Here is a 24,331-nt window from a genome sequence, read left to right as displayed (position 1 = left end):
TCTGAGAGAAAGCGAAGCCCCATGACCAAGCCAAGCAATGACCGCCAGTTCCGCCCTGTCGCCGTTCCCGATGTGGAACTCGGCGGATTCTGGGGCAAATGGCAGGATGCCGTCTGCAATTCCACCGCCGAGACCCTGCTGGACCGCTGCGTCGAGGCCGGCATGCTCAAGGCGATCGACGTCAGCCAGCCCAGCCCCGGCGTCGTCATTCCCGTTCAGCCTTGGGGCGGGACGACGCAGATGTTCTGGGATTCCGATCTCGGCAAATCGATCGAGACGATCGCCTATTCGCTCTATCGCCGGCCCAATCCGAAGCTGGAGGCGCGCGCCGACGAGATCATCGACATGTATGAGAGGATGCAGGACGAGGACGGCTATCTGAACGCCTGGTTCCAGCGCGTGGAGCCGAGCCGCCGCTGGACCAACCTGCGCGACCATCACGAGCTCTACTGCGCCGGCCATTTGATGGAGGCCGCGGTCGCCTATTATCAGGCGACCGGCAAGCGCAAGCTGCTCGACATCATGTGCCGCTATGCCGATTACATGATCAGGATTTTCGGCCATGGCGAAGGCCAGATCCCGGGCTATTGCGGCCACGAGGAAGTTGAACTCGCGCTAGTCAAGCTTGCCCGCGTCACCGGCGAGAAGAAATATCTCGAACTGTCGAAATTCTTCATCGACGAACGCGGCACCGAGCCGCATTTCTTCACGGCGGAGGCCTCGCGCGACGGCCGCGCGCTCTCCGAGTATCATCAGAAGACCTACGAATATTCGCAGGCGCACCAGCCGGTGCGCGAGCAGACAAAGGTCGTCGGTCATGCGGTGCGCGCCATGTACCTCTATTCCGGCATGGCAGACATCGCCACCGAATATAACGACGACAGCCTGACGGCGGCGCTGGAAACGCTCTGGGACGATTTGACGACCAAACAGATTTATATCACCGGCGGCATCGGTCCGGCTGCATCCAATGAAGGCTTCACCGATTATTACGACCTGCCTAACGCCACCGCCTATGCGGAAACCTGCGCGTCCGTCGGCCTGGTCTTCTGGGCAAGCCGCATGCTCGGGCGCGGGCCGGACCGGCGCTATGCCGATATCATGGAGCAGGCGCTCTACAATGGCGCGCTGCCCGGTCTTTCCACAGACGGCAAAACCTTCTTCTATGACAATCCGCTCGAAAGTGCCGGCAAGCACCACCGCTGGAAATGGCACCATTGCCCCTGCTGCCCGCCGAATATCGCCCGCCTGGTGACCTCAATCGGCTCATACATGTACGCCGTTTCCGACGATGAGATCGCGGTGCATCTCTATGGCGAAAGCGCCGCTCGGCTGAAGCTTGCCAACGGCGCCGAAGTGGAGCTGGAGCAGACCACCAACTATCCGTGGGATGGTGCAGTCGCATTCACGACCAAACTGGAAAAGCCGGCGAAATTCGCACTGTCGCTGCGCATTCCGGACTGGGCGGAGGGCGCAACCCTCAGCGTCAACGGAGAAATGCTCGATCTCAGCGCCGCTATCCGTAACGGATATGCGAGGATCGATCGTGAGTGGGCGGATGGTGACCGTGTCGCCCTCTATTTGCCGCTGGCGCTTCGCCCGCAATATGCCAATCCGAAAGTGCGCCAGGATGCCGGCCGCGTCGCGTTGATGCGCGGCCCGCTCGTCTATTGCGTCGAGACGACGGACAATGGCGAAGACCTCAATGCCATCATTTTGCCCCGCGAGCTGCCGATGGCCGAAACCACGGTGCTGAAGGACCTCAACGATGCCGTCGCACTCGATCTCAAGGTCGAGCGCGAGCAGACGTCGAACTGGGGCACATCGCTCTACCGCAAGGCACCGGCCGAAAGGCAGGTCGCCACGGCGCGTTTCGTACCCTATCATCTCTGGGACAACCGCGCGCCCGGAGAGATGCTCGTCTGGGTCCAGTCGGACAAATAGGCCGTTTGGGGATGACGAACGATATGGGCAACAAGAGCGTCGTGCTCCAGGACGTGCGAAAAAGCTATGGCAGTCTGCCGGTGGTCCACGGGATCGACCTGACGATTGCGGAAGGTGAATTCGTTGTCTTCGTCGGCCCGTCCGGGTGCGGAAAGTCGACGCTGCTTCGCATGATCGCCGGTCTCGAGGACGTGACCGACGGAGAGATCGAGATCAAGGGACGCCTCGTCACCGATCTCGATCCGTCCGAGCGTGGCATCGCCATGGTCTTCCAGTCCTATGCGCTCTACCCGCATATGAGCGTGCGCGACAACTTGGCCTTCGGGTTGAAGATGGCGCGCACGAATGCTGCCGACATTGAGACGCGGGTCAAGGCCGCTTCCGCGATCCTGAAGATCGATCATCTTCTCGATCGGCGGCCGGGCCAGCTCTCGGGCGGTCAGCGCCAGCGTGTGGCGATCGGACGGGCAATCGTGCGCAAGCCTGACGTGTTCCTGTTCGACGAGCCGCTGTCCAATCTCGATGCGGAACTGCGTGTTTCCATGCGCATCGAGATCGCCCGCCTTCACCGCGAACTCGGCAATACGATGATCTATGTCACGCACGACCAGACGGAGGCGATGACGCTCGCCGACAAGATCGTCGTGCTGCGCGACGGCCGTGTCGAGCAGGCAGGAACGCCGCGGGAAATCTACGAGGATCCCGCCAATACTTTCGTGGCGGGCTTTATCGGCTCGCCCCGGATGAACCTGCTGAATGCCCGTTGGGGCGAGAAAGGCCTGGTCGAGGTCGCCAGCGCCCTGATCGCAAGCGGTCTGTCGCCGGCAGACAGGCCGGCTGGAGCGGCGGTGACGCTTGGGTTGCGGCCGGAGCATCTGAAGGTGGCAACCGGCCAGTCGGGCAGCCTGACGGCGACCGTTGATTTCTCGGAGTATCTCGGGGGAACGCAATATCTCTATTGCCAGCTTGCCGACGGTCAGTCGCTCACCGTCGAGCATCGTTCGCCGATCAGCATCACGGCAGGCGAAGAGGTCAGCGTGTTGTTCGATCCATCGGATTGCAGATTGTTTGATGAAGGCGGCAAGCGATTGCGGTAATCGCCGCTCGCCGCGGACCTTCAGCCGGCGGCATCCAGCCTCATCAGCTCGGCAGCCCTTTGCCGGGCCTGCCTATCGGCGGCGAAGACATCGTCCATGCCTTCAGCCGGTGGCAGGCCGGCCAGATCGTCCATGACCCTTTCGGTGATGTCGGCCATGGCGAGGAAGGATAGCCGCCTCTCGATGAAGGCTTCAAGCGCCACTTCCTTGGCGCCGTTCAGAACCGCGCCCTGAACGCCGCCGCGAGTCATTGCAAGCCGCGCGAGCCGCAATGCCGGAAACCGCCGCTCGTCCGGCGCCTCGAAATCCAGCCGCGCGAGCTTGGCGAAATCCAGTCGCTCGACCGGCAGGTTCGGCCGGCGCGGAAAGGCCAGCGCGTAACCGATGGCGGTGCGCATATCGGGCGCGCCGAGCTGCGCCAGCACCGAACCATCTGTATAGCCGACCATGGAGTGGATGATCGATTGGGGGTGGAATATGACCTCGATCTGTTCGGGTTTCAGCCCGAAAAGGTGCCGCGCTTCGATCATCTCGAGCGCCTTGTTGAACATCGAGGCGCTGTCGATCGAGATCTTCAATCCCATCGACCAATTCGGATGGGCGCGCGCGGTTTCCACAGTCACGCCGGCCATTTCCTCCAACGAGGCGGTGCGGAAGGGGCCGCCTGATGCCGTCAGGATGACACGCTCGATGGCGTGACGCTGGTTTTCCTCCAGCACCTGAAAAATCGCGTTGTGCTCGCTGTCGACGGGAAGCAGCTTGCCGCCGCCTTTGTGGATCGCCTTGATGAAGAGATCGCCTGCCGAGACCAGGCATTCCTTGTTGGCAAGGGCGATGTCGGCGCCGCGGCGGGCGGCGGCAAGCGTCGGCACCAGGCCGGCGGTGCCGACGATAGCCGCCATCACCCAGTCGGCTTCGCGGTCAGCCGCCTCCATGAGGCCGGACTTTCCCGATGCGACTTCGATGCCGCTGCCGGAAAGTTCGCTCTTCAATGCTTCGTAATGCCGGTCGCTCGCCGTCACCGCCATCCCAGCGCCAAAGGATTTGGCCTGACGGGCGAGCAGCTCGACATTGCCGTTGCCTGTCAGCACGGAGATTTCGAAGCTCTCCCGTCCGCCCAGATGTTCGACGACATTGAGTGTGTTGCGGCCGATCGAGCCGGTCGAACCGAAGATGCTGAGGCGCCGCGGCGCGGTGTTGCCGGTCATCATATGGAATTTCGCGAAATATTTCTCTCGTCGGCTCAGGCTCTACAAGGGTTTGGAGGGAGCGGCAAGTGTGCGGTGCAGCAGATTTCAACCCCTAAGGGGTTTACAGAGCGCGGGCTGGATGTGATCCTTATGACATTCCTGAAGGATTCGAGATCCTGTCGCGGCCATTCACGGTCGTAGGGATATTCGCCGGCGCTGCGGCGTCCGTTGAAGAACTGGCACGTCAGTGCCGCAGGCCTTCGGCCAGATATTAAATCGAGGATGAAACCGGGATGGACGGCTTGGCCGCTATCCCGCCCATGTGTGCTGTGGACGCTTTCATATAGGCGGTCGCGCTGGTTTTTGGCGCCGCAGCTCGTGTCAGGTCAGAACGATCGGATCTCATGACGATATTCAAAACAGCATGCATTGTTTTCGCCGTCCTGCCTTCGGCTGCGGCAGCCGCAAAGGCTGACGACCTGTTGATCTGGTCGCCGGCCAAGCTTTCCGACCGATCCTACAAGGCGACGATGGGATTTCGCCTGCCGGCGGAATGGGAAACGAGCGCCGGTGCCGATATCGGCCTTGCCTCGACCAAAGGCGGGGCGCCGCTGCCCGATTCCGAACAGATGATGCTCTGGGGAAGGATCAGCAAGACGACCGTCACCCCGGCTGGCCAATCGCAGCTGGGGGCGAGGGTCAGCGTCGATACGCTGCGCCGCGGCGGCGCGCTGACGCTCAGCCGCTCGCGCAGCTGGATCCTGTCGGACTCGCTCGACATGCAATCGAGCCGCTCCGTCAGCATCGGTTACGACCCGGTCGAGATCAGACAGGCCTCGGTGACGGCATCGCAGGCGCTGAAACTCATCCATCCCTGGACGGGAACTTCGTTGTCGGCCGCCGCCGGCGTCAGCAATGCCAGCGGCGACTTCTCGAGCACGGTGGGCGTCAACCAGGCGATTCTGCCGAATCTCGATCTCGACGCTTCGGTGAGCGATCCATTTTCGGCTGATGAGGCCGGCAGGGTCAATCTTCGCTATCGCCTTAACTGGTAGCCGCGCTGAAACCAAATCCCGGCCGGTGGCGTTTCCTTCCCGAAGCGCATCGCGATCTTTCAGACCGCTGCACAGTTTTGCGCGACTTGCAGGTTTCACGGAGGAATGGACCATGGTTTTCAAAGAGCAGACATTTCATGGGCTCGAGCCTGAAATAGACGCGGAAATCGCCAATCGCGCATCGGTCGAGGCTGCCGTTGCCAATGCGCTGGCGATTGCCGGCGGGATCGATGCGTCGGATGTCGAGGTGACGATGGACGAGGGCCGGATCGTGCTGACCAGCACCGTCGGCACGGTCGGCGAAATCGAACGGGCAACCGTGGTCGCCAGGGCCGTCGAAGGCGTGCAATCGGTGCAGAACCGGATTCTGCTTGGCGGACCCGGGGTTGGCGACATGCATTGACCGCTGGAGCGCGGTTCCGGAAAATGCGAACGGCATGCGCGCTCATCAACCGGCGAAGCGCTCGACCAGGAAGGACGAGCCCGCCAGGCGATCCGTCTTCCCCGTGGCAACCGGCCCCTGCGGGTGATACGCGATGACAAGCAGCAGGGCGCTGACGGCAACATAGGCGATCGCCAAAAGAGTCATCTTGGTGCGCATGATGAATACTCCTGTTTCGCGATAAACGCGGCTGATACTGCGAAGTTCCTCATGGCGAAATCAGACGGAAAGCCCGGCCGGGAAGAACCGGTCGAGCCTTTCATACATGGGCTGCCTTATCGGCAGATCCGGGTTTCCTTGATGATCGTATGGCCGTGTCGGTAGATCCTTTCCGTCTTGGTGAAGCAATCCTCGGAGACGCGGCGCGTCATCATGTGATGACGGTAATAAGGGCGGTGGCGATAATAGGGACGTTCCGAATCGCCGTAGTCGCCGTAATAGGGACGCGCGTTATCCGTGGTGATGGTCAGGCTTGCCGCCTGGGACGGCATTGCGGAAAAGACGGACGCGGCTGCGAGCGTGCAGGCGAGAATGATCTGTTTCATGACGAACCTCTCTTTCTGAGTTGTCAGAATCTCAACTCGCCCGAAGCGGTGTCGGTTCAATCACATAGCGTTACCGATTGTATCGAAGGGGAAACCTTTGCCACGCCGGCTCGTTAGCGCAGATGGACAGCCGGAGGCATCGATCATGGGACCGATTGCAAGAATAGTCGCCATCGTCGCCGGGCTTGCGGGCGGTACGGTTTTCTCACAGGCGCCGGAATTTGCACAGCAATACCGCCAGCGGATCGGCGGCGCGATCGACGAGCTGCGGGTCATCGTCGAGGATTTCAGCGAGCAGGCCGCCGCGCACCATCTCGACCGCCAGCAGGCGCTGAACGCCTATGCGCTATCATCCGACGATTTCCTGCGCGACCGCGGCGTCTCTATGCAGAGTACGATCTCGCGCTACGAAACGCTGCTGTCGCAGCAACTGAACCTCGGCACCGCTGCGCCCGTCGCCAAACCCTTCGTGCTGCTGCGGGACGCGGATCAAGGCGTTCTCGCCAACACCTGGCGTGATTTTGTGCCCGGCGTTCCAGTAAGCTTTGCGGGTCTTGTCTGGGGAGCGATTGGTTTTATCGGTGGCTGGGTTATCGCGGCACTGCTGGGATTGGGAGTGCGGCGGACCGTGAGGACACGAAGGGTCCACCGTCAGATGCCGTGAGCCAAACCGCGAACGCAGCCTGGCCGGGCAGGGGCGCATAAATGATTGCGGGTATTCGATGGAGAATGCGAACCCTGTGGCGGCCGAGCGACTAACCCTCGGATCTGAGGGACGACAGAGGCCCGTAGCTGAAGGTAACGGACGCTGCCGCAGATGAACTAAAGCCGTCAGTGGAGAACAGTGATAGCCGTAACGCCAGCCTCGTCTGCAGCGCGAATAATCGCTGCTCTGAGTTGCTCTGGGTCAGTGTTGCCCTTCACTACATCGAGACAGATTTCGATCGCCGCAAGAAACTCCTCTCCGTCATCGGAGGGGAACTCTTTTATGAGCATGTTGGCAGCCCCAATGGCCGTCCTGACGGAAAATAGCCTGTCGGGATCCTTAAACAGAAGGATCACAGGAGCAAATTCGATCGTGGTGTCCCATTCCATTACACAATACTCCAGATGGGATAGTGTAATCTTAACGGTGCAAGAGGCGTGCCAATGCTCGCGATGGTTTGCATTTGCCGCAATGCTTGGCGGCTCGGCTTATTTCTCTATCTGTGAGGCGCCAGCGACCTGAAGCAGTCCGTCGGCATCCTGGCTGACGCTACCCCGTTGAAACGCTTGGAAATCAAGGGAGGCATGTGCAACATATTTGCGACATGAAACGCGAATTTATATCAACTAACTTATTGAAAAAATGGTGATCCCGACGCGATTCGAACGCGTGACCCCCAGATTAGGAATCTGGTGCTCTATCCTGCTGAGCTACGGGACCACTTGGATGCCATGCATACAAAAGGCTTGGCGGGAAGCCAAGCCTTAATTGTTGTCAGAGGCCGAGGCGTTGTTCGGCGAGGCGGACCCAGTAGGAGATGCCATGGGCGATGGCGTCGTCGTTGAAGTCGTAGGCCGGGTTGTGGAGGCCGGCGCTGTCGCCGTTACCGATGAAGATGAAGGCGCCGGGGCGGGCGTTCAGCATGTAGGAGAAGTCCTCGCCGCCCATCATCGGATCGATCTCGGGATTGACGTTGCCTTCGCCGGCAATGGCGCTGGCGACAGTGATGGCATGCTCGGTCTCATCAGGGTGGTTGACGGTGACGGGATAATTGCGATGGAAGCTGATCTCGGCCTCGGCGCCGTGGGCGGCGACCAGTCCCTCGACGATCTGCCGGAACCGGGTCTCGGCCAGCGTGCGTATCTCGGGGTCGAGGGTGCGGACCGTGCCGGCGAAGGTCGCATCGTTCGGAATGACGTTATGGGCGAAACCGGCATTGAACTTGGTCACGGAGACGACGACTGAGCGCAGCGGATCGGTGGTGCGCGAAGCGATCATCTGCAGGTTCGAAACGATCTGGGCGCCGATGGCGATCGGGTCGATCGTCCGGTGCGGCTGGGCGGCGTGGCCGCCGCGGCCCTTGATGGTGACGGTGAATTCGTCGGTTGCCGCCATGATCGCGCCCTTGCGGATGGCGAACTGTCCCACAGGCAGGCCCGGCAGGTTGTGCATGCCGTAGACTTCTTCGATCTCGAAGCGCTCCATCATGCCGTCCTTGACCATCAGGTTGCCGCCGCCGCCGCCTTCTTCGGCGGGCTGGAAGATGACGGCGACATTGCCGTTGAAATTGCGGGTTTCGGCCAGATATTTCGCAGCGCCGAGCAGCATGGCGGTGTGGCCGTCATGGCCGCAGGCATGCATCTTGCCCGGGGTCTTCGACGCCCAGGGCTTGCCGGTGATCTCCGTCAGCGGCAGGGCGTCCATGTCGGCGCGCAGGCCCACCGTGCGGCCGCCTTCGCCCTTGCCCTTGATCAGGCCGACAACGCCTGTGCGGCCGATGCCGGTGACGATCTCGTCGACGCCGAATTCCTTGAGTTTTTCGGCGACGAAAGCGGCCGTGTTTTCCACAGCGAAGAGGAGTTCGGGCCGCGCGTGAATATGGCGGCGCCATTCGGCGACTTCGTCCTGCAGTTCGGCGGCTCTGTTCAAAATCGGCATATTGGCGTTCCTGTTATGAAATCCCGGCGATCGTTCATCGCTTCACAAGGGTGTGAAGCTGTGCAAATTGCTTCGTCAATGACCTTTGCCATGTCATAGCCATATAGGCTAGATAGATGAAGCTTTCGAGATTTCCTGATATCTGAAGGATGAGCCGTGTCGACGAGCCACTTTAGTTTATTTGCCGCCTCCTTGCGGCAGCTTAGCTTCATAGTTGCCGCGACTGCCGGTTTTCTTGCCTCCGTTCCGCTCGCCGAGGCCAACCCGCGTATTCTCGTCGACGTGCAGAGCGGTCGCGTGCTGGACCATGAAGAAGCCTTCCGCAAATGGTATCCGGCCTCGCTCACCAAGCTGATGACCGTCTATACGGTGTTCGATGCGATCCGCGCCGGTCAGATCAGCCTCGACACGCCGATCGTCATGAGCAAGCGCGCCGCCGCGCAGCCGCCCGCCAAGATGTATTTCAAGCCGGGCCAGAAGCTGACGCTCGACAGCGCGCTGAAGATCCTGATGGTAAAATCGGCCAACGACATTGCGGTCGCTGTCGCCGAAGCCGTCGGCGGCACCCAGGAAGCCTTCGTGACGCGGATGAACGGCGCGGCGCTGAAGCTCGGCATGACGGATTCGCATTTCATCAATCCGAACGGCCTGCCTGGCAAGGGTCAGTACACGACGGCACGCGACCTCGCGGTGCTCACGGTGGCGCTGCGCCGCGATTTTCCGCAATATGCCGGCTATTTCTCGCTGGAGGGCTTCACGACAGGCCAACAGAACGTGCCGAGCCTCAATCTGCTGATCGGCCGGTTCGCCGGTGCTGACGGCATGAAGACCGGTTTCATCTGCGCCTCGGGTTTCAACCAGATCGGCTCGGCGACGCGCAACGGGCGCACGCTCGTCTCAGTCGTGCTCGGCACGGATAGCCTTGCGGCGCGCGCCGATGCGACGGCGAACCTTCTGCAGAAAGGCTTCACCGCCCAGCTTCCCGCCAGTGATACGCTGGGTTCGCTGAAGCCTTACGGGCAGGGCCGGGATCAGGTCGCCGACATTACCGCCGATATCTGCAGCGCCAAGGGCGCCAAGATACGCAGCGAAACGCGTGACGAGGTCGGCCGCATGAAGGTGCAGTCGCCCTACATCCAGGAAATGGACCACGAGCCGCAATTCGTCTTTGCCGGCCTCATTCCAGGCCAGGATCAACAGCCGGCTCCGCAGCCGGAAAAAGTGGCGGGCGGCGATACGGCGGGAACGATCGCCAACGTGCCGGTGCCACTGCCGCGCCCGACGGCTTTCTAGGGACAATCGACATGAGCGCGCTCAACGACAGGATTCCGGTCACCATCCTGACGGGCTTTCTCGGCGCCGGAAAATCGACGCTGCTCAACCGCATCCTTAGAGATGCCGTCATGAAGGATGCGGCCGTCATCATCAACGAGTTCGGCGATGTCGGCATCGACCATCTTCTGGTCGAAAGCTCCGGCGATTCGATCATCGAGCTATCGGATGGATGCCTCTGCTGTACCGTGCGCGGCGAACTTGTGGATACGCTGGCGAACCTGATGGATGCCGTGCAGACGGGCCGCGTCAAGCCGGTGAAGCGCGTCGTCATCGAGACGACCGGCCTTGCCGATCCCGCGCCCGTGATGCAGGCGATCATGGGAAATCCTGTTATCGCCCAGAATTTCGAGCTCGACGGCGTCGTGACCGTCGTCGATGCGGTGAACGGGCTGCAAACGCTCGACAATCACGAGGAAGCGCGCAAGCAGGTGGCGGTCGCCGACCGGCTGATCATCTCGAAAAAGTCGATGACCGAGCAAGCGGATGCCTTGGAAAAGCGCCTCAGGATGCTCAATCCGCGCGCCGCGATGATGAATGCCGACAGCGCCGAGGCGGGCAGTGCCGCGGTGCTGGTGAACGGCCTCTACGACCCCACGACAAAGATCGCCGATGTCGGCCGCTGGCTGCAGGACGAGGATGCACACGAGGCGCATCATCATCATGATCACGATCACAATCACAATCATGATCATAATGGCGATCATCATGGCCATCACCACCATCATCACGGTCACGCGGATCAGGACCCGCACGACGTCAACCGTCACGATGCCTCGATCCGGTCCTTCTCCATCGTCGAGGAGAAGCCGATCGATCCGATGGCGCTCGACATGTTCATTGATCTCCTGCGCTCGGCCCATGGCGAGAAGCTGCTGAGGATGAAGGCGATCGTTTCCGTCTCCGACCGGCCGGATCGGCCTCTGGTGCTGCACGGCGTGCAGAGCATATTCCATCCGCCGGTGCGGCTTCCCGCCTGGCCGGGGGAAGACCGGCGCACACGCATGGTATTGATCACCCGGGATCTGCCGGAGGCTTTCGTCAAGGATCTCTTCGACGCCTTCCTTGGCAAGCCGCGCATCGACATGCCGGACCGTGCGGCGCTGTCCGACAATCCGCTCGCCATTCCCGGACTACGAATTTAGCCTTTGCGGATCAGGAAGCGGTGACCGGTTTCGGTCTTTTCGGTCTCGATCAATTCGTGGCCGTCCTCATTGCAGAAGTGCGGCATGTCGATCACGGCAAGCGGGTCTGTCGTGTCGACCTGAATGAGCGCCCCGCTTGCCATGGCGGCGAGCTTCTTGCGTGTCTTGATCACGGGGAACGGGCATTTCAGGCCACGAAGATCGTAAAGAACGGGGTTCAAGCCGTTCAGTTCCTCGCCCAGAATTTCCAGAACGGCTTCTTTGCCGCGACTTCCGCCGTCTCCTGCGGTTCGGGCGCGGCAAAGGCCAGCGGATTCTGCATCGGCACCGGTACGACTGCAGGTACTGCTTCGGCGACTGCCGTTGGCTGCAATGGGGCAGGTGTCGCAGGCGTGGCGCCGGTCGCGGTCTTGGCGGTGAGGCTCTGGGCGGTGCGCTTGGCCATCATGTCTTCGAGTTCTGCGACCTTGACCATGCGTCCGGCTTCGAGCGATGTGCCGGTCGGTGCAAAAGCGAGCTCGCGGCCTTTGCGCAGCTTGGCGACCACGGCCTTCCGCTCGGCCTCGGACGGATCGTACCAGGCCATGCCGTCAAATTTGCTCATCGCCTTGGCATAGTCGGCGTCATAGGTCTTACCGTAGGAGGCAAGGGCAGCCGTCAGCGCCGGCGGCGTCGACATGGCAGGGCATTTGCCGGCGGCGTTGAAGGCGCCGCCATCGGTTGCCTGCTGGTTGAAGACGTATTTCTTCTCGCAGACGTTCACCTCGGGCGGGCGCTTCGTCACTTCGAAATTGTCGTAGCCGACCTTCAGCATCTTCCAGAAGTCGTAGTTCGTGTCGAGGCGATGCTTGACCATGTTTTCCGCCGTCATGCGGAAGGGGAAGGCCTGCAGCTGCACCGTCGACTGGCCGCCCTTGAAGGCGTCGCGAGCAAAGGCGTAGATCTCGAGCACCTGCTGGTCGGTCATCGAATAGCAGCCCGACGACGAGCAGGCGCCATGGATCATCAGATCGGAGCCGGTGCGGCCGTTCACCGCGTCGTAGCGGTTCGGGAAGCCGGTGTTGATGGCCAGATAATATTTCGAGTTGGGGTTGAGGTTGGCGCGCGTCAGCTCGTAGAAGCCTTCCGGCGCCTGCCGGTCGCCGGTCTTGACCTTCGGACCGAGACGGCCGGACCAGGCGCAGATCTTGTAATCGGCGATCTTGTCGAAACGGTTGTCGGTCTTGGCCTTCCAGATCTCCATCGCACCTTCCTCCTTGAAGATGCGGATCATGATCGGCGAATTGCGGTCCATGCCCTTGGCGGCCATGGCGGTAAGGATGTGAGAGGGAAGCGGCTGCTCGACCTTGTTCTTGACCGTGGAAAGATCGACCTGCGCGGTTTCCAACGCGTCATTGCAGCCGGCCAGAGCCAGCGCCATGAGGGAAACATAGGCAAAATGACGTATGCGCATCCAAACTAGCCCATAAAGATAATGCGTCCCGGTCCGCCTATGGAGTCCGGGCACGAAGCGGAATCATAAGTGGCTTATACTTCACAAATTCTTAACAGCCTATGACTTGCCCGGAACACCCCCGCAAGCGCAAATGTCACAGATAACATTAATGTGGCCAAGGTTTGGCCTCAATCCTCAACGGTCGAGGTCTTACCCTAAAGATTGCGGCCCATATTCAGGAATTTCTGCCGCCGCTCGTTGCGCAGCTGTTCGCCGGAACGCGATGCCATTTCGCCGAGCGCATTGGCGATCACATCGCCGGTTGCCGCTATCACACTGTCGGGGTCGCGATGCGCGCCGCCGAGCGGCTCGGAAATGATGCCGTCGATGACGCCGAGCGATTTCAGGTCCTCGGCGGTGATCTTCATGTTGGTCGCCGCTTCCCGGGCGCGGGTGGAATCGCGCCAGAGGATGGAGGCTGCCCCTTCCGGCGAGATGACGCTGTAGATCGAATGCTCGAGCATATAGACCCGGTTGCCGGTAGCGATCGCAATCGCGCCACCTGAGCCGCCTTCGCCGATGACGACGGAAACGAGGGGAACCTTGACCCCGAGACACATTTCCGTCGAACGGGCGATCGCCTCGGCCTGGCCGCGCTCTTCGGCACCGACGCCGGGATAGGCGCCTGCTGTATCCACCAGCGAAATGACGGGCAGGCCGAAACGATCGGCCATTTCAAGGATGCGGATCGCCTTACGGTAGCCTTCCGGCCGCGGGCTGCCGAAATTGTGCTTCAGTCTGCTTTTGGTGTCGTTGCCCTTTTCCTGGCCGATGACGGCGACGGGCTGGCCGCGGAAGCGGGCAAGACCCGCCTGGATCGCGGCGTCCTCGGAAAACTTGCGGTCGCCGGCGAGCGGCGTGAATTCCTGAAACAGCGTCTTGGCGTAGTCGACGAAATGCGGGCGCTGCGGATGGCGGGCGACCTGCGTCTTCTGCCAGGGGTTCAGCTTGGAATAGATTTCAACGATCGCCTCACGGACGCGAACCTCCAGCCTGCCGATCTCATCGGTGGTGTCGATACTCTCGTCTTCCGTTGCGAGCTTCTTCAGCTCGATGATCTTGCCTTCGAGGTCGGAGATCGGCTTTTCGAAGTCGAGATAATTGTGCATGAGGTGCGTTTCCGTTCCTTGTGCCTCGGGGCGTTTTCCTGGCTCCGCCCCTTGTCGCCGGTCCTATTCGTGCTTTTTCGCCTGTTTGGCAAGGGGGTGATGCGTCTGGACAAGCTGCTGCAGCCTCTCTTCGAGGACATGGGTGTAGATCTGCGTGGTCGAAATGTCCGAATGGCCGAGGAGTTCCTGCACGACGCGCAGATCCGCGCCATTGGCAAGCAGGTGGCTCGCAAAGGCGTGGCGCATGACATGCGGTGAAATCAGCGACGGCGTCAGGCCGGCGCGGATCGCCAGGTTCTTCAGGTCGCGGGCAAAAACCTGGCGCGGCAGGTAGCCTTCCCTGGAGGCGGCAGGAAACAGCCAGGGGCTTTCCTGCGGCTCCTTGGCGGCGGCGTTTTCGGCCGCCAGCAGGCGCCCGTAGGATTTGAGCGCCGTTATCGCCGAATGCGAGAGCGGCACCAGCCGCTCCTTGTTGCCCTTGCCGCGGATCATCAGGAAGCGGCCCTCCTGGTCGAGCACGCGGGCGGGAAGCGAGACGAGCTCGCTGACGCGCATGCCTGTGGCGTAGAGCAGTTCCAGGAGTGCCAGCATACGCAGGCGCTGCAATTGGCCGGGTGCCGGATCATCGGCCTCGGCCTGCGCCTGAGAAAGCAGCTGGCTCACCTCTTCGACGCCCATCGTCTTCGGCAGGGGGCGTCCGTTCTTCGGCGCGTCCAGGATACCTGTGGGGTCGTCGGTGCGAATGCCTTCGGCGTAGAGGAACTTGTAGAACTGGCGCATGGCCGCAAGCCGGCGCGCCTGCGAAGAGGGCTTGAAGCCCTGGCCGGCGAGCGAAGAGAGATAGGCAGCAAGATCGGCGGAGGCGGCTTCGATGAGCCGGATGCTGCGGCCGTTCAGGAAGGAGAGGACGTCTTCGAGGTCGCGCTCATAGGATTGCAGCGTGTTGGCGGCAGCACCCCGTTCGGCGCTCATCATTTCCAGGAAGGATTCCACATGGACGCGGCCGAGATCCCTCATGTCCTCACTTCCTGGTCGCATCGATCGTGCCCGTCGCAGGCGGGTTGACCCGCTCGGACGGAATGCGGATCGTTACGTCGCGCTGCTGCGGCTCCACGAAGGTCACAAGCGCCCACATCGCTCCGTAGACCGTCCCGGCGAGGATCGCGCAGAAGAACAGGAAACGGAACAAGGTCGGCATATCCGGCAACTCCTTCATGCTCTGCTTCTGTTATAAGAAGCATATTCGCAAGTGCAAGAAGCGCTATTCAAGCCACGATTCCCTTGTCCGCGACTTGACGCTCCACCTGCATTTGTCGATACGGTTTGCAAACAAAGTGTGAATGGACCGATGAGTGACCCACTGCTGACCGTTGCTGACAGCCTGAAAGACAGAGCTCGCGCCGCGCTCGGTTCACGCAATCTGATCCTCGTCGGCCTGATGGGTGCTGGAAAATCTTCCGTCGGGCGCATCCTCGCCAGCCAGCTCGGCATTCCCTTCATCGACAGCGATCACGAAATCGAGCGCGTTTCGCGCATGACGATCGCCGAACTTTTTGCAGCCTATGGCGAGGAAGAGTTCCGGGCGCTGGAAACGCGGGTCATCAAACGGCTCCTGAAAAACGGGCCGCGTGTGGTCTCCACCGGCGGCGGCGCCTTCGTCAACGAACGGACGCGCCGGCATATCAAGAAGGGCGGACTTTCCGTTTGGCTGAAGGCGGATCTCGATGTGCTCTGGGAGCGGGTCAACAAGCGCGACACGCGACCGCTGCTCAAGACCGAAAATCCGAAGCAGACGCTCGAAAACCTGATGAACGCGCGTTATCCGATCTATGCGCTGGCTGACCTCACCGTGCTCTCGCGCGACGTGCGCAAGGAAATCATGGCCGACGAAGTGCTGAAGGCCGTGGTCGAAGCTCAAAAAGAAAGTGCAGCGTCATGAATGCGATAACCTCCGCTCCCGCCGTCCAGACGGTGCATGTGCCGCTCGGCGAGCGGGCCTATGATATCCTGATCGGGCCGGGGCTGATCGCACGGGCCGGCGCCGAGATCTCCTCCCGCCTCAAGGGCCGCAAGGCGGCCATCGTCACCGACGAGCATGTGGCGCCGCTCTATCTCGAAGCGCTCGTGGCAAGCCTCGATGCGGCGGGTATCGTCGCGGCCAAGGTGGTCCTGCCGGCCGGCGAGAAGACGAAGAGCTTCGAACATCTGATCACGGTCTGCGACAAGGTGCTCGAGGCCCGTGTCGAACGCAACGACTGCGTCATCGCGCTCGGCGGCGGCGTCATCGGCGACCTCTCGGGATTTGCGGCCGGCATCATCAGGCGCGGCGTGCGCTTCGTGCAGGTGCCGACTTCGCTGCTGGCGCAGGTCGATTCCTCCGTCGGCGGCAAGACCGGCATCAATTCCCGCCACGGCAAGAATCTGATCGGCGTCTTCCATCAGCCGGATCTGGTTCTGGCCGATACGGATGTGCTGAACACGCTGAGCGAACGCGAATTCCGCGCCGGTTACGCCGAGGTCGCAAAATACGGGCTGATCGACAAGCCTGACTTTTTCGCCTGGCTGGAAGCCAACTGGAAGGCGGTTTTTACAGGTGGGTCCGCGCGCATCGAGGCGATTGCCACCAGTTGCCAGGCAAAGGCCGACGTCGTCGTCGCCGACGAGCGGGAAAACGGGCAGCGGGCGCTGCTTAATCTCGGCCACACTTTCGGCCATGCGCTGGAAGCGGCGACGGCCTATGACAGCAGCCGCCTCGTGCATGGCGAGGGCGTTTCGATCGGCATGGTGCTGGCGCATGAATTCTCCGCGCGGATGAACCTTGCAAGCCCCGACGATGCGCGCCGTGTCGAGCGACACCTGAGAGAGGTTGGCCTGCCGACCCGCATGTCTGAGATTCCTGGCGAACTGCCGCCGGCCGAAACACTGATGGACGCGATTGCCCAGGACAAGAAGGTCAAGAGCGGTAAGCTCACCTTCATCCTGACGCGCGGCATCGGCCAGTCCTTCGTCGCCGACGACATTCCCGCCTCCGAAGTGATCAGCTTTCTCCGGGAAAAACACCCTTGACCGCGGTCGAAGGCGCTCTTGCATTTCTCGTGGCGTATTGGCCGGAAATCCTTTCGATTGCGGCGCTCGTGCTCATGTCTGCCTTCTTTTCCGGCTCGGAGACTGCGCTGACGGCCGTTTCGCGCAGCCGCATCCATACGCTGGAGGCAAACGGCGACGAGCGCGCCGGCCTCGTTAGGCAACTGATCGAACGTCGCGACCGGCTGATCGGCGCGCTGCTCATCGGCAACAATCTCGCCAACATCCTGTCGTCCTCGATCGCCACCAGCCTTTTTCTCGGACTGTTCGGCAATTCCGGCGTGGCGCTGGCGACGCTGGCGATGACCGTCATCCTGGTCATCTTTGCGGAGGTGCTGCCGAAGAGCTGGGCGATTTCGACGCCCGATCGCTTCGCCCTTGCCGTGGCATTTCCAGCCAAGCTCTTCGTTGCCGTCGTCGGCCCGGTTTCCTCCTTTGTCAACGCCATCGTGCGATGGATTCTTTCGCTGTTCGGCATCAATCTCTCACGGGAGGTCTCGATGTTGACGGCGCATGAGGAACTGCGCGGCGCCGTCGATCTCCTGCACCGCGAGGGATCGGTCGTAAAGGCAGACCGCGACCGCCTTGGCGGCGTACTTGATCTCAGCGAGCTGGAACTCTCCGACATCATGGTCCATCGCACCGCGATGCGGGCGATCAATGCCGACGATTCGCCGGAAGCGGTGGTGCGCGCCATTCTTGAAAGCCCTTACACGCGCATGCCGCTGTGGCGCGGCACGATCGACAACATCATCGGCGTCGTCCATGCCAAGGATCTCTTGCGGGCGCTTGCCGAGCCCAACATGGAGCCGCAGAACCTCGATATCGTGAAGATCGCGCAGAAGCCGTGGTTCGTGCCTGACAGCACGAACCTCGAAGACCAGCTCAATGCCTTCTTGCGCCGCAAGCAGCATTTCGCCGTCGTCGTCGACGAATATGGCGAGGTGCAGGGCATCGTCACGCTGGAGGATATTCTGGAGGAAATCGTCGGCGACATTTCCGACGAACACGATATCGAGATGCAGGGCGTGCGCCAGGAGGCGGACGGTTCCGTCGTCGTCGACGGCGGCGTGCCGATCCGCGACCTGAACCGCGCGCTCGACTGGAACCTGCCAGACGAGGAGGCAACGACGATCGCGGGCCTGGTCATTCACGAATCCATGACTATCCCGGAAGAGCGCCAGGCTTTTACCTTCCACGGCAAGCGTTTCATCGTCATGAAGCGGGAGAAGAACCGGATCACCAAGCTGCGCATCCGTCCCGCGCAGGAAGACGACACGAAACCCGGCTGATCCCCGCTTGGATTGCGGGCGGCGGATATCCATATAGGCTGTGCCGCTACCAGCGGGTCGGTTCACCGGGTGCCGCCGGTTCGACGGCGAGCGCGTGCAATCCGGCATCGAGTTCCGGTTTCAACAGGTCGGTGATCGCCCGGTGGCGCGCCAGCCGCGACATGCCGGCGAATTGTGCCGAAACGATCCTCACCCGCATGTGGGTTTCGCCGGTGCCTGTGATGTCGGGCTGATGGCCGGCATGCAGATGGCTCTCGTCGATGACGCTCAGGCGTTCGGGCGCGAAGGCTTCGACAAGTTTTTCTTCGATGCGGGTCCGCAGGGTCATCATCCGGTCTTGCTGCTTCGCGAAAAGGGTTCCCACCAAGCCAGCAACATTCCCATTTGTCAATTCTTGTTGTCGCCTCGCGGCAGCCCCATAATTAGCGCCGTCATGAGACTTGATTCCAAATATTTCGACCGCATCCGAACACGTCGCAAACGCGAGCAGGAGGCAGAGCAGGCGCCGCCTACCTGTCAGTGGGACGGCTGTGACAAGAAGGGCTCGCATCGCGCTCCCGTGGGACGCAATGCGGAGGGCCAGTTCTTTTTGTTCTGCTTCGAGCACGTCAAGGAATACAACAAGGGCTACAATTATTTCTCCGGGCTCTCGGACGGCGAGATCGCGCGCTATCAGAAAGAGGCGATCACCGGCCACCGGCCGACATGGACCGTCGGCGTCAACAAGGCGGCGAAAGACAGCCCGTTGCATTCGGAGGTCCGCTCCGGCGCCTACACCCGCGTTCGCGATCCATTCGGCTTCGTCAAGGAAGGCGGCGGTAAGGGCAGCGGGCCGCGTTTTCCCCAGGCGCGCAAGCTGAAATCGCTGGAAAGCAAAGCTTTCGACACGATGGGCCTTCACGCCAACGCGACGTCGGCTGAAATCAAGAGCCGCTACAAGGAACTGGTCAAGAAGCACCATCCGGATGCCAATGGCGGCGATCGTGGCTCGGAGGAGCGTTTCCGCGCCGTCATCCAGGCCTATCAATTGTTGAAGCAGAACGGTTTTTGTTAATTCCCGTCCTTGCTCTTGGGCTTCAATCGGGTATGGTCCAAATCGGCTGAGGCCGCAGGCAAACGCGGCATATATTTGCGCGTTTTCCTGACATCGCCTCCGCCGACCTTCCGGACGCGGCGTTTCTTGTCCGGGACTCTTTCAAGAATGCTCGCAAGCGGTCATTATCCCGCCGAGGTTTCGTTTCAGTCCCGGAGAAGTATCGCCGACGTTCCGACCTGGACGGGCGCGGACAAAATCGCGGCGTCACGGTTGCGACATGGCCTGAGACAGTATGGCCGGGTGGCTTCACCCGCCTTGGAGACATGATGAGCAAGATCGACCTCGATATATCAGAACTGCCCGACACCACCGTTTCGGTCCGCGAGACCTTCGGTATTGAATCCGACATCCGCGTTCCCGCCTACAGCAAGGGCGACGCCTATGTGCCTGATCTCGACCCCGATTACCTGTTCGACCGTGACACGACGCTCGCCATTCTCGCAGGCTTCGCGCATAACCGCCGCGTGATGATCTCCGGCTATCACGGCACGGGCAAGTCCTCGCATATCGAGCAGGTGGCGGCGCGGCTCAACTGGCCCTGCGTGCGCATCAACCTCGACAGCCATGTCAGCCGTATCGATCTCGTCGGCAAGGATGCGATTGTCGTCAAGGACGGGCTGCAGGTGACCGAATTCAAGGACGGCATTCTGCCCTGGGCCTATCAGCACAATGTCGCGCTCGTCTTCGACGAATACGATGCCGGCCGCCCCGACGTGATGTTCGTCATCCAGCGCGTGCTGGAATCCTCCGGTCGCCTGACCTTGCTCGATCAGAGCCGCGTCATTCGGCCGCATCCGGCTTTCCGCCTGTTTGCAACCGCCAATACGATCGGCCTCGGCGACACGACCGGCCTCTATCACGGCACGCAGCAGATCAACCAGGCGCAGATGGACCGCTGGTCGATCGTGACGACGCTGAACTACCTGCCGCATGATCACGAAGTGAATATCGTCGCCGCCAAGGTGAAGAGCTTCGGCAAGGACAAGAACGGCCGCGAGACCGTATCGAAGATGGTTCGCGTTGCCGACCTGACGCGCGCTGCCTTCATGAACGGCGATCTCTCCACCGTCATGAGCCCGCGCACGGTCATCACCTGGGCTGAAAACGCCGAGATCTTCGGCGATCTCGCCTTCGCCTTCCGCGTCACCTTCCTCAACAAGTGCGACGAGCTGGAACGTCCGCTGGTTGCCGAGCACTATCAGCGCGCCTTCGGCGTCGAGCTGAAGGAAAGTGCCGCCAACATCGTTCTCGGAGCCTGAGACCGACCGATCATGGCATCTCGCGGTGACAATTCGAAAGCAAAGCCCGGCGCTCCTGTCGACGTCGAGCCATTGCGCCGGGCGATATCGGGCTGCGTGCGCTCGATCGCCGGCGACGGCGATATCGAGGTGACCTTCGCCAACGAACGGCCGGGGATGACCGGCGAGCGCATTCGGCTGCCGGAGCTTTCCAAGCGGCCGACGGCGCACGAGCTGGCGGTGACCCGCGGGCTCGGCGATTCCATGGCGCTGCGCCTTGCCTGCCATGACGAGAAGCTGCATGCGACGATGGCGCCGCAGGGCTCGGACGCCCGGGTGATCTTCGATGCCGTCGAGCAGGCGCGTGTCGAGTCGATCGGCGCGCTGCGCATGGAGGGCATGGCTGCGAATCTGCGCTCCATGACGGAGGAGAAATATTCCAAGGCCAATTTCACCGGCATAGAGCGTCAGGAAGACGCGCCGATCGGTGAAGCCGTGGCGATGATGGTGCGCGAGAAGCTGACCGGCCACCGCCCACCGGCCTCGGCCGGCAAGGTGCTCGATCTCTGGCGCGGCTTCATCGAGGACAAGGCGGGATCGGAACTCGACAACCTTTCGGAGGCGATCAACGACCAGCAGGCCTTCGCCAAGGTCGTCCGCAACATGTTGTCGGCCATGGAAATGGCCGAGGAATACGGTGACGACGACAGCCAGGCCGACGATAACGACCAGTCGGACCAGGAAGACCAGCCGAGCGGCGACGAGCAGGACCAGGACGACGTCGACGAGGATGCCGGCACCGACGCCGCGCCTGTCGAGGACAGCGAGGTCGCCGACGAGCAGATGGAGGACGGCGAGACCGAAGGCGCCGAAATCTCTGACGACGACATGATGGAAGAGGGCGAGGACGATTCGGAAACACCCGGCGAGACCCGCCGCCCGAACACGCCTTTCGCCGATTTCAACGAGAAGGTCGATTATCACGTCTTTACCGAAGAGTTCGACGAGATCATCACGGCCGAGGAACTCTGCGATGCCGCTGAGCTGGAGCGCCTGCGCGCCTTCCTCGACAAGCAGCTGGCGCATCTGCAAGGCGCGGTCGGGCGGCTCGCCAACCGGCTGCAGCGCCGCCTGATGGCGCAACAGAATCGCGCCTGGGATTTCGATCTGGAAGAGGGCTATCTCGATTCGGCCCGGCTGCAGCGCATCATCATCGATCCGATGCAGGCGCTCTCCTTCAAGATGGAGCGCGACACGCAATTCCGCGACACTGTTGTCACCCTGCTCATCGACAATTCCGGTTCGATGCGCGGCCGACCGATCACGGTTGCCGCCACCTGCGCCGACATTCTTGCCCGCACGCTGGAGCGCTGCGGCGTCAAGGTCGAAATCCTCGGCTTCACGACGAAGGCGTGGAAGGGCGGGCAGGCGCGCGAAAGCTGGCTTGCCGGCGGCAAGCCGCAGACGCCGGGCCGCCTCAACGACCTGCGCCACATCATCTACAAGTCGGCGGACGCGCCGTGGCGGCGGGCACGCTCCAATCTCGGGCTGATGATGCGTGAGGGCCTGCTCAAGGAAAATATCGACGGCGAGGCGCTGATCTGGGCGCACAATCGCCTGCTCGCACGCCGCGAGCAGCGCCGTATCCTGATGATGATCTCGGACGGCGCGCCGGTCGACGATTCGACGCTGTCGGTCAATCCGGGCAATTATCTCGAGCGACACCTTCGCGCCGTCATCGAGCAGATCGAGACGCGCTCGCCAGTGGAACTGCTGGCAATCGGCATCGGTCATGACGTGACGCGCTACTATCGCCGCGCCGTGACGATCGTCGATGCGGACGAGCTTGCCGGCGCGATGACCGAGCAGCTTGCCTCGCTCTTCGAAGATCAATCCGCCCAGCCGCGCGGCGGCCGGCTACGCCGTGCCGGCTGACGCCGTTCCCGGAAACCGCCCGGCATGACGCTCAAGCGCCTTTGCCGCGCGGCTGCGACCGCCCTCTGCATCGCAGCCGGCGCTTCGCCGGCATGGGCGGGCGCCGAGGTGCCGGTCATTAGCCGGCAAATTTCGGATTTCAGGATCGGCTCGTCGGAGACGAAATTCGGCTCGCTGGAATTTCTCGGCGGGCTGGAAATGGTTTCCAGCAGGGCGCTGTTCGGCTCGCTCTCCTCCATTCGCTTCCGGCCGGACCAAAAGCATTTCGTCGTCGTACTTGACACTGGCCAGTGGTTGACCGGCAGCATCGAACGCGATGCCAAGGGCAGGCTTTCGGGTCTTTCGGATGTCGAGATCACGCCGATGAAGAACCGCTCGGGCCGCAGCTTCGAGGGCAAGGGGCATATGGATGCCGAGGGCCTGGCGCTCGATGGCGACCGGGTGCTGGTCTCCTTCGAGCAGGATCATCGTGTCGATGTCTATCCCGATCCCGGTTTTGCCGAGTCGGGTGCGATCGCCACTCTGCCGATCCTCATTCCGCTCAAGATGCTGAGCGACAATCGCGGCATCGAGACCATTACCGTGGCGCCCGCATCCAGCCCGCTGCAAGGGGGCGTGGTCGTCGTCTCCGAGCGCGGTCTCGACAGTGAGGGCAACCGGATGGCGGCCATTCTCAGCGGGCCGCTGAAGGGGCGTTTCTCGGTCGAGCGCGACGGTGCCTTTGATGTCACCGACGGCGCCTTCCTGCCGAATGGCGATCTGCTGCTGCTGGAGCGCCGCTTCAACATGGCCGAAGGCATCGGCATGCGCCTTCGGCGTATCAAGGGCGCCGACATCCGGCCGGGCGCCGTCGTTGACGGCGAACTTCTGCTCGAAGGCAATTTCAACTCGCAGATCGACAACATGGAAGGCCTCGACGCCTTCCAGGCGGCCGACGGCACGACCCATATCATTCTGGTGTCGGACGACAATCATTCGATCCTGCAGCGCAATCTGATGCTGGAATTCCGCCTCTCCGATTAGGCTTCAGACGGCTGTCATATGCCTTGGCTATCGGAATGAGCCGCAATCGGCCGATCTGCGGCATCAGGAAGCAACATTCGGAGGGAAGTCATGGTGCATGTCCATGTCATGGGCGCGTCCGGTTCCGGCACGACATCGCTCGGCCGTGCGCTCGCCGAAAAGCTCGATATCGCCCATCTCGACACCGACGACTTTTTCTGGCTGCCGACCGATCCGCCGTTCACGAGGCCGAGGGATGCCGACGAGCGCATCCGGCTGCTGCTCGACGAGGCGGCGCGCCATGACGGCTGGGTCCTTTCCGGCTCGGCGCTGAAATGGGGGAGGCCGATCGAGCCGCTCTATGATCTGATCGTGTTTCTCAGGATCGAGCCGGAGCTTCGAATGGCGCGGATCCGTGCGCGCGAGATCGCCCGATACGGAAAAAGGATCGGGCCTGGCGGCGATATGGAAGTCAAGAGCGGGGAATTCATGGAATGGGCGGCCAGTTACGATACGGCCGGTCCCGAACGCCGCAGTCTTGCTGCGCATGAGCAATGGCTGGAAACGCAGACGGCGCCAGTATTGCGGCTCGATTCATCGCGAGACATCGATGATCTCGTCGCAGAAGTTCTCCTGCATCCTGCCATCGCTGCCAGTGCGGTCCGACGGCGGCGGTAATTTCGGGG

26 protein-coding genes and 1 tRNA gene are annotated in these 24,331 nt (G+C 61.8%); 15 read left to right on the top strand and 12 right to left on the bottom strand.

Annotated elements, in window-relative coordinates:
* Positions 1-21: 21 nt before the first annotated feature.
* Positions 22-1,944, top strand: coding sequence for a glycoside hydrolase family 127 protein (locus EFD55_RS27795; RefSeq protein WP_125849536.1), 1,923 nt, complete (start codon positions 22-24; stop codon positions 1,942-1,944).
* Between the two features lie 11 nt (positions 1,945-1,955).
* Entirely contained in the window at positions 1,956-3,041 is a 1,086-nt protein-coding gene (locus tag EFD55_RS27790) for an ABC transporter ATP-binding protein (protein WP_125849534.1), read from the top strand.
* A 20-nt stretch (positions 3,042-3,061) separates the two neighbouring features.
* Here EFD55_RS27790 and dxr read toward each other — a convergent pair whose 3' ends face one another.
* Positions 3,062-4,252, bottom strand: coding sequence for a 1-deoxy-D-xylulose-5-phosphate reductoisomerase (dxr, locus tag EFD55_RS27785; protein WP_125849532.1), 1,191 nt, complete (start codon positions 4,250-4,252; stop codon positions 3,062-3,064).
* Between the two features lie 383 nt (positions 4,253-4,635).
* On the opposite strand from dxr, the gene EFD55_RS27780 reads away from it, so the two are divergent.
* The gene (locus tag EFD55_RS27780; protein WP_125849530.1) at positions 4,636-5,286 is read left to right on the top strand and encodes a hypothetical protein; all 651 of its coding nucleotides are present in this window, start codon (positions 4,636-4,638) and stop codon (positions 5,284-5,286) included.
* A 112-nt stretch (positions 5,287-5,398) separates the two neighbouring features.
* Entirely contained in the window at positions 5,399-5,689 is a 291-nt protein-coding gene (locus tag EFD55_RS27775; protein WP_125849527.1) for a BON domain-containing protein, read from the top strand.
* A gap of 45 nt (positions 5,690-5,734) precedes the next feature.
* Here EFD55_RS27775 and EFD55_RS33350 read toward each other — a convergent pair whose 3' ends face one another.
* Complete coding sequence (locus tag EFD55_RS33350) at positions 5,735-5,887, bottom strand: hypothetical protein (protein ID WP_164737547.1); 153 nt, start codon at positions 5,885-5,887, stop codon at positions 5,735-5,737.
* Between the two features lie 116 nt (positions 5,888-6,003).
* Complete coding sequence (locus tag EFD55_RS27770) at positions 6,004-6,273, bottom strand: hypothetical protein (RefSeq protein ID WP_125849525.1); 270 nt, start codon at positions 6,271-6,273, stop codon at positions 6,004-6,006.
* A 145-nt stretch (positions 6,274-6,418) separates the two neighbouring features.
* Here EFD55_RS27770 and EFD55_RS27765 point away from each other — a divergent pair, with 145 nt between their 5' ends.
* Complete coding sequence (locus EFD55_RS27765; RefSeq protein ID WP_125849523.1) at positions 6,419-6,937, top strand: DUF2937 family protein; 519 nt, start codon at positions 6,419-6,421, stop codon at positions 6,935-6,937.
* Positions 6,938-7,104: 167 nt separating this feature from the next.
* On the opposite strand, the gene EFD55_RS27760 is transcribed toward EFD55_RS27765, so the two are convergent.
* The 3 genes from EFD55_RS27760 to EFD55_RS27750 all read right to left on the bottom strand — a co-directional run bounded on the left by EFD55_RS27760 (position 7,105) and on the right by EFD55_RS27750 (position 8,917).
* Positions 7,105-7,368: a DUF982 domain-containing protein gene (locus EFD55_RS27760; RefSeq protein WP_125849521.1), complete on the bottom strand. Its 264-nt coding sequence runs from the start codon at positions 7,366-7,368 to the stop codon at positions 7,105-7,107.
* Positions 7,369-7,622: 254 nt separating this feature from the next.
* Positions 7,623-7,699: transfer RNA gene (locus EFD55_RS27755), tRNA-Arg, on the bottom strand.
* A gap of 54 nt (positions 7,700-7,753) precedes the next feature.
* Complete coding sequence (locus EFD55_RS27750) at positions 7,754-8,917, bottom strand: M20 aminoacylase family protein (RefSeq protein WP_125849519.1); 1,164 nt, start codon at positions 8,915-8,917, stop codon at positions 7,754-7,756.
* A gap of 156 nt (positions 8,918-9,073) precedes the next feature.
* Between EFD55_RS27750 and EFD55_RS27745 the strand changes: the two genes are divergently transcribed.
* Both EFD55_RS27745 and EFD55_RS27740 read left to right on the top strand, forming a co-directional pair.
* Positions 9,074-10,210 (top strand): D-alanyl-D-alanine carboxypeptidase family protein, encoded by a 1,137-nt coding sequence (locus EFD55_RS27745; RefSeq protein WP_125849517.1) that lies wholly within the window; start codon positions 9,074-9,076, stop codon positions 10,208-10,210.
* Positions 10,211-10,221: 11 nt separating this feature from the next.
* Positions 10,222-11,394: a CobW family GTP-binding protein gene (locus EFD55_RS27740; protein WP_125849515.1), complete on the top strand. Its 1,173-nt coding sequence runs from the start codon at positions 10,222-10,224 to the stop codon at positions 11,392-11,394.
* Here EFD55_RS27740 and EFD55_RS27735 read toward each other — a convergent pair.
* From EFD55_RS27735 to EFD55_RS27715, 5 genes are all read right to left on the bottom strand, one after another.
* On the bottom strand, positions 11,391-11,615 hold the full coding sequence (locus EFD55_RS27735) for a sulfurtransferase TusA family protein (RefSeq protein WP_125849513.1): 225 nt from the start codon (positions 11,613-11,615) through the stop codon (positions 11,391-11,393). The two genes, EFD55_RS27740 and EFD55_RS27735, sit on opposite strands and share 4 nt — an antisense overlap.
* A 5-nt stretch (positions 11,616-11,620) precedes the next feature.
* Entirely contained in the window at positions 11,621-12,847 is a 1,227-nt protein-coding gene (locus EFD55_RS27730; protein WP_125849511.1) for a L,D-transpeptidase family protein, read from the bottom strand.
* A 197-nt stretch (positions 12,848-13,044) separates the two neighbouring features.
* Entirely contained in the window at positions 13,045-13,998 is a 954-nt protein-coding gene (locus tag EFD55_RS27725) for an acetyl-CoA carboxylase carboxyltransferase subunit alpha (RefSeq protein ID WP_125849509.1), read from the bottom strand.
* A gap of 63 nt (positions 13,999-14,061) precedes the next feature.
* Complete coding sequence (gene xerD / locus EFD55_RS27720; RefSeq protein WP_125849507.1) at positions 14,062-15,015, bottom strand: site-specific tyrosine recombinase XerD; 954 nt, start codon at positions 15,013-15,015, stop codon at positions 14,062-14,064.
* Positions 15,016-15,019: 4 nt separating this feature from the next.
* On the bottom strand, positions 15,020-15,214 hold the full coding sequence (locus EFD55_RS27715; RefSeq protein ID WP_125849505.1) for a hypothetical protein: 195 nt from the start codon (positions 15,212-15,214) through the stop codon (positions 15,020-15,022).
* A 132-nt stretch (positions 15,215-15,346) separates the two neighbouring features.
* Between EFD55_RS27715 and EFD55_RS27710 the strand changes: the two genes are divergently transcribed.
* Genes EFD55_RS27710 through EFD55_RS27700 form a run of 3 tightly spaced genes read left to right on the top strand, consistent with a single transcriptional unit; the run spans position 15,347 to position 18,374 of the window.
* Complete coding sequence (locus tag EFD55_RS27710) at positions 15,347-15,937, top strand: shikimate kinase (RefSeq protein WP_125849503.1); 591 nt, start codon at positions 15,347-15,349, stop codon at positions 15,935-15,937.
* The gene (gene aroB, locus EFD55_RS27705; RefSeq protein ID WP_125849501.1) at positions 15,934-17,064 is read left to right on the top strand and encodes a 3-dehydroquinate synthase; all 1,131 of its coding nucleotides are present in this window, start codon (positions 15,934-15,936) and stop codon (positions 17,062-17,064) included. Before EFD55_RS27710 ends, aroB begins: the two co-directional genes overlap by 4 nt.
* Complete coding sequence (locus EFD55_RS27700; protein ID WP_125849499.1) at positions 17,061-18,374, top strand: HlyC/CorC family transporter; 1,314 nt, start codon at positions 17,061-17,063, stop codon at positions 18,372-18,374. Before aroB ends, EFD55_RS27700 begins: the two co-directional genes overlap by 4 nt.
* Before the next feature lie 46 nt (positions 18,375-18,420).
* Here EFD55_RS27700 and EFD55_RS27695 read toward each other — a convergent pair whose 3' ends face one another.
* Positions 18,421-18,705, bottom strand: a complete 285-nt coding sequence (locus EFD55_RS27695; protein WP_183736825.1) for a BolA family protein — start codon at positions 18,703-18,705, stop codon at positions 18,421-18,423.
* A 102-nt stretch (positions 18,706-18,807) separates the two neighbouring features.
* Between EFD55_RS27695 and EFD55_RS27690 the strand changes: the two genes are divergently transcribed.
* The 5 genes from EFD55_RS27690 (at position 18,808) to EFD55_RS27670 (ending at position 24,323) form a co-directional block, all read left to right on the top strand.
* Positions 18,808-19,428, top strand: coding sequence for a J domain-containing protein (locus tag EFD55_RS27690; RefSeq protein ID WP_125849497.1), 621 nt, complete (start codon positions 18,808-18,810; stop codon positions 19,426-19,428).
* A 308-nt stretch (positions 19,429-19,736) separates the two neighbouring features.
* Entirely contained in the window at positions 19,737-20,729 is a 993-nt protein-coding gene (gene cobS, locus EFD55_RS27685; RefSeq protein WP_125849495.1) for a cobaltochelatase subunit CobS, read from the top strand.
* A 12-nt stretch (positions 20,730-20,741) separates the two neighbouring features.
* Positions 20,742-22,643, top strand: coding sequence for a cobaltochelatase subunit CobT (gene cobT, locus EFD55_RS27680; RefSeq protein WP_125849492.1), 1,902 nt, complete (start codon positions 20,742-20,744; stop codon positions 22,641-22,643).
* Positions 22,644-22,667: 24 nt separating this feature from the next.
* The gene (locus EFD55_RS27675; RefSeq protein WP_125849490.1) at positions 22,668-23,666 is read left to right on the top strand and encodes an esterase-like activity of phytase family protein; all 999 of its coding nucleotides are present in this window, start codon (positions 22,668-22,670) and stop codon (positions 23,664-23,666) included.
* A 90-nt stretch (positions 23,667-23,756) separates the two neighbouring features.
* Complete coding sequence (locus EFD55_RS27670; RefSeq protein WP_125849488.1) at positions 23,757-24,323, top strand: ATP-binding protein; 567 nt, start codon at positions 23,757-23,759, stop codon at positions 24,321-24,323.
* Positions 24,324-24,331 lie beyond the last annotated feature (8 nt).

The sequence above is a fragment of the Rhizobium pisi genome, assembly GCF_003938655.1.
Classification (GTDB): domain Bacteria; phylum Pseudomonadota; class Alphaproteobacteria; order Rhizobiales; family Rhizobiaceae; genus Rhizobium; species Rhizobium pisi.
This window is presented reverse-complemented; position numbering and strand designations above follow the sequence as displayed.

Excerpts from the sequence above, each read along its gene's own strand:
- EFD55_RS27795 (WP_125849536.1), top strand. The coding sequence starts at position 22 with ATGACCAAGCCAAGCAATGACCGCCAGTTCCGCCCTGTCGCCGTTCCC.
- EFD55_RS27790 (WP_125849534.1), top strand. The coding sequence starts at position 1,956 with ATGACGAACGATATGGGCAACAAGAGCGTCGTGCTCCAGGACGTGCGA.
- dxr (WP_125849532.1), bottom strand. The coding sequence starts at position 4,252 with ATGATGACCGGCAACACCGCGCCGCGGCGCCTCAGCATCTTCGGTTCG.
- EFD55_RS27780 (WP_125849530.1), top strand. The coding sequence starts at position 4,636 with ATGACGATATTCAAAACAGCATGCATTGTTTTCGCCGTCCTGCCTTCG.
- EFD55_RS27775 (WP_125849527.1), top strand. The coding sequence starts at position 5,399 with ATGGTTTTCAAAGAGCAGACATTTCATGGGCTCGAGCCTGAAATAGAC.
- EFD55_RS33350 (WP_164737547.1), bottom strand. The coding sequence starts at position 5,887 with ATGCGCACCAAGATGACTCTTTTGGCGATCGCCTATGTTGCCGTCAGC.
- EFD55_RS27770 (WP_125849525.1), bottom strand. The coding sequence starts at position 6,273 with ATGAAACAGATCATTCTCGCCTGCACGCTCGCAGCCGCGTCCGTCTTT.
- EFD55_RS27765 (WP_125849523.1), top strand. The coding sequence starts at position 6,419 with ATGGGACCGATTGCAAGAATAGTCGCCATCGTCGCCGGGCTTGCGGGC.
- EFD55_RS27760 (WP_125849521.1), bottom strand. The coding sequence starts at position 7,368 with ATGGAATGGGACACCACGATCGAATTTGCTCCTGTGATCCTTCTGTTT.
- EFD55_RS27750 (WP_125849519.1), bottom strand. The coding sequence starts at position 8,917 with ATGCCGATTTTGAACAGAGCCGCCGAACTGCAGGACGAAGTCGCCGAA.
- EFD55_RS27740 (WP_125849515.1), top strand. The coding sequence starts at position 10,222 with ATGAGCGCGCTCAACGACAGGATTCCGGTCACCATCCTGACGGGCTTT.
- EFD55_RS27730 (WP_125849511.1), bottom strand. The coding sequence starts at position 12,847 with ATGCGCATACGTCATTTTGCCTATGTTTCCCTCATGGCGCTGGCTCTG.
- EFD55_RS27725 (WP_125849509.1), bottom strand. The coding sequence starts at position 13,998 with ATGCACAATTATCTCGACTTCGAAAAGCCGATCTCCGACCTCGAAGGC.
- xerD (WP_125849507.1), bottom strand. The coding sequence starts at position 15,015 with ATGAGGGATCTCGGCCGCGTCCATGTGGAATCCTTCCTGGAAATGATG.
- EFD55_RS27715 (WP_125849505.1), bottom strand. The coding sequence starts at position 15,214 with ATGAAGGAGTTGCCGGATATGCCGACCTTGTTCCGTTTCCTGTTCTTC.
- EFD55_RS27710 (WP_125849503.1), top strand. The coding sequence starts at position 15,347 with ATGAGTGACCCACTGCTGACCGTTGCTGACAGCCTGAAAGACAGAGCT.
- aroB (WP_125849501.1), top strand. The coding sequence starts at position 15,934 with ATGAATGCGATAACCTCCGCTCCCGCCGTCCAGACGGTGCATGTGCCG.
- EFD55_RS27695 (WP_183736825.1), bottom strand. The coding sequence starts at position 18,705 with ATGATGACCCTGCGGACCCGCATCGAAGAAAAACTTGTCGAAGCCTTC.
- EFD55_RS27690 (WP_125849497.1), top strand. The coding sequence starts at position 18,808 with ATGAGACTTGATTCCAAATATTTCGACCGCATCCGAACACGTCGCAAA.
- cobS (WP_125849495.1), top strand. The coding sequence starts at position 19,737 with ATGAGCAAGATCGACCTCGATATATCAGAACTGCCCGACACCACCGTT.
- cobT (WP_125849492.1), top strand. The coding sequence starts at position 20,742 with ATGGCATCTCGCGGTGACAATTCGAAAGCAAAGCCCGGCGCTCCTGTC.
- EFD55_RS27675 (WP_125849490.1), top strand. The coding sequence starts at position 22,668 with ATGACGCTCAAGCGCCTTTGCCGCGCGGCTGCGACCGCCCTCTGCATC.
- EFD55_RS27670 (WP_125849488.1), top strand. The coding sequence starts at position 23,757 with ATGGTGCATGTCCATGTCATGGGCGCGTCCGGTTCCGGCACGACATCG.